The 8,736-nt window shown below is 67.5% G+C and carries 2 protein-coding genes; one reads left to right on the top strand and one right to left on the bottom strand.

Annotation, left to right across the window (positions count from 1 at the left end):
* Positions 1 to 120 precede the first annotated feature (120 nt).
* Positions 121 to 3,627 carry an FG-GAP-like repeat-containing protein gene (locus tag AB0389_RS37430; RefSeq protein WP_366400060.1) on the bottom strand — a complete coding sequence of 1,169 codons (3,507 nt, stop codon included), beginning with the start codon at positions 3,625 to 3,627 and terminating at the stop codon, positions 121 to 123.
* A 599-nt stretch (positions 3,628 to 4,226) separates the two neighbouring features.
* On the opposite strand from AB0389_RS37430, the gene AB0389_RS37425 reads away from it, so the two are divergent.
* On the top strand, positions 4,227 to 8,736 hold a 4,510-nt coding region (locus AB0389_RS37425), incomplete at its 3' end, for a SpvB/TcaC N-terminal domain-containing protein (RefSeq protein ID WP_366400059.1).

Here is an 8,736-nt window from a genome sequence, read left to right as displayed (position 1 = left end):
ACGGAACGCTCTCCCTGCGATGTCTCCTCTGCGGAACAGGGTCGGTTCCTTCCCGTAACGATTGGGGCCGAAGGAACCGACCCTGTTCCGCAGAGGCCGTGGGCCGACCGGGGTCAGGGCTCAGCCGATGGTCTGCCGCGTCTTCCAGTAGCTTGCCGATGCGATGATCTCGGTGCCGCTGCCGGACAGGGCGGTTTTGCTGCCCGTGTAGAGGCGTACGGATCCGTTGGCGAAGACCGCCCAGATGTCGGGGATGCCGTCCCCGGTGACATCGGGGGTGCCCATGAGGTGCGGGATGGACGAACTCAACCAGCCTGACGCTCCGTACTGATCATCGGCTCCAGTACCGGAATTCGCCGCGGATGTGAGCGAGTTGAAGTCAACCCCGCCCGACGCCGCCTTGATGCCGGTACGCAGCAGCAGCCGCCCGGAGGCGTCGGACCGGTAGACGATGTCGGTGACGCCGTCGCCGGTGACATCGAGGACGGTGACGAGGTCGCGGTTGAGCCAGGCGGAGCCGGAGAGCCGGGTGGCCGTCTCGACCGTCGCGCCGTTGTAGCCGATGAGAACCCACAGCGCGTCGCCGACGGTGACGAAGAAGTCGGCCTTGCCGTCGCCGTTGGCGTCGCCCGCCGAGACGATCTGGGTGAAGGTGTCGGGGGCGGGCGCGTTGGCCGGGAGCAGGACTTCGCGGCGCTTGCTGATGTTCACGGCGCCGTAGCCGTCGCCGGGGTAGACCCAGAGCTTTCCGTTGACGCGGACGATGAGGTCCTGGATGCCGTCACCGCCGTAGACATCCCCGTTATGGGTGATCAGGGCGTTGTTGAAGTGTCCGCTCGGGGCCGAGATGAACGGGGCGAGTTTGTCGCCGTTAGGGTCTTTATCGGGGTTGTCGCAGTACGCGCCGGGCATCGAATAGCCCAGTTTTCCGCTGACCTTGGTGAGGTCCTTGTTCATCTGTCCGGCGTAGAGCCCCAGATTTCCCTTCTCCGTGACGGTCATCAGGTCGGCTGTACCGTCTCCGGTGAAGTCGCCAGGAGCATCGGCCTTCGATTTGGGCGCGACGTAGAAGAAGTACTTGGTCGGGACGGATATGTTGCCGGCGCCGTCCACAGTCCGTACGAAGAGCACGTTGGGGCCGGCCGACGGGGGCTTCGCGTCCTTGACGGTCGCGCTGACCGTTGTCTTGGTGCCGCCCTTACGAGCGAGAGAGAAGGGATAGCTGGCATCGTTGAAGCCGTACTCGTAGGCCACGACGTCTTCGTTCAGCGCGCGGAAGGTGAAGCTGCCGGCCGTACCGAACTTGATCTTGCTCCAGATGGTGTCCTCGTCCTTGTTGCCGAAGCCGTCGTGGCCCTCGTCGGCGTCAGGGAAGTCGTCCGAGGACACCTCGGGCGGCTCAGGCGCCTTCGTGTCGAAAACGAAGCGACAGGGCACTTTCTTCGGCGAGTAGCCCGAGGTAGCGCCGGCGTCATCAAAGGCCTGCACTCGCCACGAGTACACCGTGCCGTTGGTGAGCTTGCTGGTGGAGAAGGAGGTCGTGGTGACTCGGGCGCTTCCGGTGTTTATGCCCACGGACACCTTCCCGGTCGACTTGAGCAGGTCACCGGTGGCGGCCCACTTGCCGGTCGGCCACAGATCGAAGTCCAGATAGTCGAGGTTCTTGTCCTTGTCGGTTGCCGACGCGGTGAAGGTGATCTCCCCGGCGGCCATCCGTGCGTACGGCTTGGTCGTCGTGCACTTGGCCTCGGGGTTGAGGTAATGGCCAGTGGGGGCGGTGGGACGGCGGTTGTACTCGATTTCGAGCCTCGGGCCGAAGTCGCTGTTGGCGGCGAACTTCTTCCAGGCGTACTGGGAGTCCTCGTTGACGGCGCGCATGCCGAAGGTGATGGCCTTCCCACCCTTGTCGGCGGCCTGCTGGGCGGCCTTCTTGACGTCGAATTTCTCGAACGCGTCGGGGCATTGGGACTTCCAGCCGTGCGCGAAGCTCTTGGTGCTGATCTTGTTGCCGTTATGGAGCTTGGGGGCGTTCTTCCAGTTGGTCTTCGAATCGATCTTGCTGGTGAGATGCACACTCATGGCCCGCTCGCTGCAGGACCAGGCATAGGTTTCCAGGACCGTCAGCTTGGCCGATTCGATGACCGCCCCCTTGATGGTCCCGTCCGTGTCGAAGTCGAGGTTGAAGAAGGACCGTGAGGTGCCCCAGGTGTCGGACTCGAAGCCAACTCGCGCCTCGTGGGTGCCGCCCTTGTTGAATCCCTTGCCGTTGTAGAAGGTCGCCTTCGGGTAGCGGTTGTAGACCGTGGTCCAGTTCTGGATGCCCCTCTTTACCGAGGGATCGATGAAGACGGGGAAGACGGTGGACGGGTCGGAGAGGAGCTTCTGGTCCGGGGTGATGACCCAGTTCCCGCCGGAGAGATCCGTTTCGACCAGCGCGCCGTGGGAGTCGGGGGACGGACCGTCGAGCGCGGGCAGCGAGAGGGTCGCGGCCGACCCGGTCTTCGACGGTTCCGGTGTCGGCTCCGGAGGCGCGGTCGGCAGGGGTGTTTCCGAGACGGCCGGGACGGGCTCGTCGCTCGCGGTCGGCAGCTCTTCCTCGTCCTCGTCGGTCTGTTCGTCGGACTGGGGCTCGTCGTCGGCGTCGGCCGAGGGGGTCTCCTCCGGATCCGAAGGCTCCTCGGGCTCGGACGGCAGCACCTCGGGACTGGTGGGCTGCGCGCTCGCCCCCACCTCGCTGTCGGTAATGGCCGGAGCGCCTGCGTTGTCCCACATCACCGGGGTCGGTGACATCGCGACCTCGTCTCCGTAGGCGTTTTCGGCGCTGACGATGCCGGAGGACGGGTCGAGCCGGAAGGTGAGAGTGGGCGAGGAGAGGCCGTACGAGAGCTGGGCGACGCGCGGGTCGGCGGCGGCGGTGCGGTTCTTCACCACGAGGAGCTGGGCGAATCCTTCGTCGTCCGCCGTGAGGACCAGATCCGCGCCGGGGATGATCTCGGGGTACAGCGCCCGGTTGGTGTCGATGATCGGTTCCGGGATCGGACCCGGCCAAGTGAGCTGAATGTTATGACCGTTGGTGTGCAGGGTGACCAGTGGACTCGCCACTCCGTCCGCCTTCGAGGTCGCGCCCTTCAGGAGCGAGACCCGGTGCTCCGAGGCACGGGACGTACGCTCCTCGCGGTTTCCGTCCCCCTTCCCGCCGGCGTTTTTCGATCCGGCGGAGAACACCATGCCGGTGTTGGTGGCCCGGGGCTCCCAGCCGCGGCCGGTGCGGTGCAGCGACCGGTCGATCGGCTTCCACTCGCCATCGACCTTGGCGCGGATCGGAGAGGAGTGGACCTCACGGAGCATCTGCCCGCCCGGGCGGGCCCAGGTGGTGGAGTTGGCGGTGCGCAGGGAGGCGACCTCCACTCGCTTGCCCGTCTTTGCGGCGGTGGTGATGGCATCGCTCTCGCTCGCCGCCACTGTGCCCGTCGGCCCCGCCGACCGGGCGGACGGCGGGGCGCTGCCGGATCCCGGATCGGCCCCTCGCAGACCCGCGTAGGTGAGACCGGTCGCGGCAACGGCGACCGCGCAGGCCATGGCGGTGGTGCGCCGGCCCGGCAGGCGGAAACGGCGTGGCGACGACATGAGTGAGATCCCTCCCCCTTGGCCCCGGTGGCCCGGTGGATCGCCGACCGGAGAAACGACGCTCCTCGCGCGAACCCGGGCAAAGAAGCCCGAGAACACGGGACGAGCGAGCAGATCATGACCCATGGGTGAACATCCGTCACCCTCCGCGGAGCCGGGCGCCCCTCGGTGTGGCGTGTGAGCCGGCCGGCGCCGCCGACTCTCTCGCTCGCTCCCCGTGGCCTCGCGGCCACCCGAGAAGGCGCCATAAGGGGGTGAAGAGTGCGAATCTCTCGAACAATCATCCGATGGTAAGGCTTTTCTGCTGTGACGCCTGGTGTGGATCACATTGCCAGTCGATGGCCCTGTTCAGCCGGATGTCTCACGATTCCCGTTCCCTGATGGGTAATTGAGTCGCTACCTACCGTGATGATGATCACGTACTCGGGTTTTCCCTGGTCTTTCTTCACAGCGCCCCCACAGAATCAGCCCGTTCTTGCATGACGTCCTGTGCGGCCCCGCCCGGTGCCGTGCCACATGGTCCGGGGGGATCTGGCGTGTCTCGTCTGTCTGAAACTCGCCGTCGTCGACGCCGTGTCCGCCGCACCGTGGTGCCCGCCGTGGGCCTCGCCCTGCTGGTGACCCTGCTGCCGGCCCAGGCGTTCGCGCTGCCACCGGATCCGGCGAGTGTCGGGCTCACCGAGGTGTTCCTGGAGGAACTCGACCAGGAAGAGGAGATGCCGGGCACGATCGTCGACAAGAACCTGGAGACGCTCAAGACCGAGACCCCCGACGACCTGGAGCAGGCCCCCGCCGGCACGACCACCGTGCCGGCCGCCGCCAGCGGTGAGGTCACCTTCGGCTCCGGTACGTCAACGCCCGCCGCCCGTACGGCCCGTACGGCCCGTAGCGACAGTACAGCGTCCTTGGCCGCCACCCCCGTCGGGAACCTGCCGGTCAGCCTGGGGCAGGCGGAAGGGCAGCCGACACCCACCGGTACGTGGAAGGTCGCGGTGGCCGGCCGCGCGGAGACCGTGGAACGCGGTGTGGACGGCGCGGTGGTCACCGTGCAGGCACCGCCCACCGGAGTGGTTCCGGTGTCGGTGCGGTTCGACTACGAGAAGTTCAAGAACCTCTACGGCGCGGACTGGGCCTCACGGCTGCGCCTGGTGCAGTTCCCCGAGTGCTACCTCACCACGCCCGATGTCGAGGAGTGCCAGGAGTACGAGGAACTGGAGTCGGTCAACAACACCCTTGACGGAACCGTCACCGCGACGGTGGACCCGGCCGCTGAGGGCCTGGCCGCGCCCGTCTCCGCGCCGTTGTCGGCCGGCGCCGACGGCCCCACCGTCCAGCAGGCCGCGTACCGAGGCGGAACGAACACCGTCGCGGCGGCGGCCGGTGGCTCCACGGCCGTGCTCGGGGTCACCGACTCCGGTGCCGGCGACGGCGGTTCGTTCAAGGCGACCCCGCTCGCCTCCAGCGGAAGCTGGGCCGCGGGCGGCTCCTCCGGCTCCTTCTCCTGGTCGTATCCGCTGACCGTGCCGCCCACTCCCGCCGGTCCCTCGCCCAACATTTCCCTGAGCTACGACTCGCAGCAGGTCGACGGCAAGACCGCGGTGTCCTCTCCTCAGGCGTCCTGGATCGGAGAGGGCTGGGACTACGAGCCGGGTCACATCGAGCGGCGCTACCGCTCCTGCAAGGACGACACCAAGAAGCTCAAGGCCGGTACGCCCAACAACACGGCCACGGCGAGCAAGACGTCCGACCTGTGCTGGCTTTCGTACAACGCGGTGATGTCGCTGGGTGGCCGCACCGTCGAGCTGGTCCGAGTGGGCACCACGAACTTCTACCGCCCGCAGAACGACGACGGCACCCGCGTCGAGCTGAAGACCGGTGGCACCAACGCCGACAACGACGGCGAGTACTGGGTCGTCACCACCCCCGACGGCACGACGTACTACTACGGCCTGAACGCCGTCGGAGGTGGCCACGCCACCACCTCCTCGGTCTCCACCGTCCCCGTCTTCGGCAACCACCCCGGTGAACCCTGCTACGCCACCACCTTCGCCGCCTCCCGCTGCGGCGCGGGCAAGCAGCAGGCATGGCGGTGGGGCATGGACAAGGTCGTCGATGTCCACGGCAACGCGATGGTGGTCAACTGGAAGCAGGAGACCAACTACTACGCCGCCAACAAGAAGACGAAGTCACCGGAGCAGTACGACCGCGCCGCCTACCCGGTCTCCATCGAGTACGGCATGCGCACCTCCGACCTGACCAAGCCCTCGGCCACCGTCGAGTTCGGTGTCAAGCAGCGCTGCCTCAAGGCCGGCACCGCCTGCGACGCCGCCAACTTCGCCAAGACCGACGACCCCGGAGCGTACCGCCCCTGGTGGGACACGCCCGGCAACCTCAACTGCAAGTCCAACTCGAAGCTGTGCCCGGCCTTCCCCTCCTTCTGGACGCAGCTGCGGCTCGACACGATCACGACGAAGGCGGCCCGCCCCGGCCAGAGCGGGCTGGGCAAGGTGGACACGTACACGCTGCGCCAGTCCTTCCCCGCCGACTGGTACGACACCTCGCCGGGCCTCTGGCTCAACTCCGTTACCCGTACGGGCTTCGCGCCCGGGGACACGGTGGGGACAGTCCAGTCCAAGGACGGTGTCAGCTTCGCCCACTACACCGTCGGCTCCTCCTCCCCGTTGCGCGACCGGCTGCGGGACCGTCAGCTCCCCAACCTCGTTCCCTCGGGACCACGCGACCAGCGGCCCGGCTTCACCCGACCCCGCATCGGCGTCGTGGCCACCGAGAACGGTGGCGACATCGAGGTCGAGTACACCGGTGGCTGCTCCGTCGAACCCGCCACCGACAAGGGCAAGAAGAACGACACCTGCTACCCGGTGCGCTGGTCCCCGGACGGTGACGTGAAGACGCCGGCCAAGGCGTGGTTCAACAAGTACGTTGTCGAATCGGTCACGGAGAGGGACCGGGTCACGTCGTTCGGCAAGAACATCAAGACCTCATACGAGTACTCCTCTCCTGCCTGGGACAAGAGCGACGACGAGTTCACCCGGCCGTCTCTGCGCACGCACAGTGTGTGGCGCGGCTACGGGCAGGTCGCCGTCGCCCGGGGCAGCAAGTCCAGCTCGGAGCAGGGCGACCCGAACGCGCAGTCGTACACCGTGACCCGCTTCTTCCAGGGAACGGGCGGCGCGGTCAAGGATTCCAAGGGCGATGTGGAACTGGTCGCGGACGACGCGGCGCAGTTCGCCGGAATGACGGCGGAAACGCTCACCTACGAGAACTCCGGGGGCCGGCTGCTCAAGCGTGCCCTGACCTTCCCCCGGTCGAAGCAGACCGCGTCCCGTGCGCGCGAGGCCGAGGACGGAACGGAGCTGGATCCGCTGCTCGCCCAGCGCGTGTGGGTGGCGCGCACCGACGCCATTCAGAGTGTCGAGAGCAGCTGGCAGGCGGTCCGGACCGAGACCACGGTGGACGACACGTACGGGCTGCCCACGCAGCTGGAAATGTCGGTAGTCAAGCCCAACGGGACCGGTGAGACACGCAGCAACCAGGTCTGCATGCGGACCACGTATCTCCACAACACCGACGCCTGGATCATCGGCAAGGCCAGGGAGACCCGCTCCACCGCGACGACCTGCTCCGGATTCGACGCGGCGGACCCGGAGACGCAGCTGCTGAGCTCGACCCGTACGTCCTACGACGACCAGGCGTGGGGCACCGCTCCGACCAAGGGCCTGGAGACCACCCTGGCGGAGATCAACGGCGCGGGCACCGCCCACTCCGTGACCACCACCAGCTCCTACGACGAGCTGGGCCGGCTCCGGAAGGTCAGCGAGCCGCTGAGCGGCACGTCGGAGACCGTGTACACACCGGCCGGCGGCGGCCCCGTCACCGCAGTCAAGACCGTCAACGCGCTGGGACACACCTCCACCACGACCTACGACCCCGGCCGCGCTCTGCCGCTCACCGTCACCGACACCAACGGGCGGGTCACCCGTACCGAGTACGACGCGCTCGGCCGTGTCGTCAGGGGCTGGTCCCCGTCCCGTACGGGCAGCAAGGACGCGGACGTGGTGATCGCGTACCAGGGCGCCATCGCGACGACGAAGGAGACAAAGCCGGCCGCCGTCACGGTCAAAACGCTTGAGGACGACGGCGGTTACTCGCAGCAGGTAACGATCTACGACGGCCTGATGCGCCAGGTGCAGACGCAGAGCGAGGCCCATGGCGCGGGCCGGATCATCAGTGACACCAAGTACGACGACCACGGCCTGGTGTGGGAGCAGACCGGCGGCTACCTCGCCAAGGGCAGTCCGGAGACCAAGCTCTTCGCCCGCGAGTCGGAGTCGCTCGTACCGAGCAGGGTCAAGACGCGGTACGACGGTATGGACCGCGTGGTCCGCTCGTCCGTCTACCACGGCGCGGACTACAAGTACGCCACGTACACCACCTATACCGACACCACGGTCTATGTGAAGCCGCCCGGCTCCAGCGCCCCGGCGACCAAGAGCTACACCGACGCGATGGGCCGCGTCACCTCCGTACGGCACTACACCGCGGCCGACGGCGTCGCGTCGTACCGGACGACGAACTACACGTACGACGCACGCGGAAACCAGACCAAGGCCACCGACCCGGCCGGCAACGCCTGGACCTTCAGCTATGACGTACGGGGACGGCTCACCGCGTCCACCGACCCCGACACCGGCTCGACCTCCTTCGGGTACGACGACGCCGACCGCCAGATCAAGACCACCGACGCGCTCGGCAAGAACCTCTACACCGACTACGACGTCCTGGGCCGCACCACGGCGATCCGCGAGGGCTCGGCCACCGCTACCCCGATCAAGAAGTACGAGTACGACACCGTGTCGGGCGCGGTCGGCCTGCCCGCGGCCTCGATCCGGCGCGACGCGTCCAACGCCGAGTACATCAACCGGATCACCGGTTACGACACCGACTACCGGCCCACCGGCCGCGAGACGGTCATCCCCGTCAACTCGATGACCACCGGGCTGTCGGGCACGTACGCCTACTCCTACGCCTACACGCCGACCGGGAAGCCGCTGTCGGTCACGCTCCCGGCCAAGGGCGGTCTGGCGAAGG

Origin of the sequence: Streptomyces sp. NPDC093109, assembly GCF_040701725.1 — a bacterium.
GTDB lineage: Bacteria > Actinomycetota > Actinomycetes > Streptomycetales > Streptomycetaceae > Streptomyces.
Note: the sequence above shows the minus strand (reverse complement) of the source record. Positions and strands in the feature narration are given on the sequence as shown.

Excerpts from the sequence above, each read along its gene's own strand:
- AB0389_RS37430 (WP_366400060.1), bottom strand. The coding sequence starts at position 3,627 with ATGTCGTCGCCACGCCGTTTCCGCCTGCCGGGCCGGCGCACCACCGCC.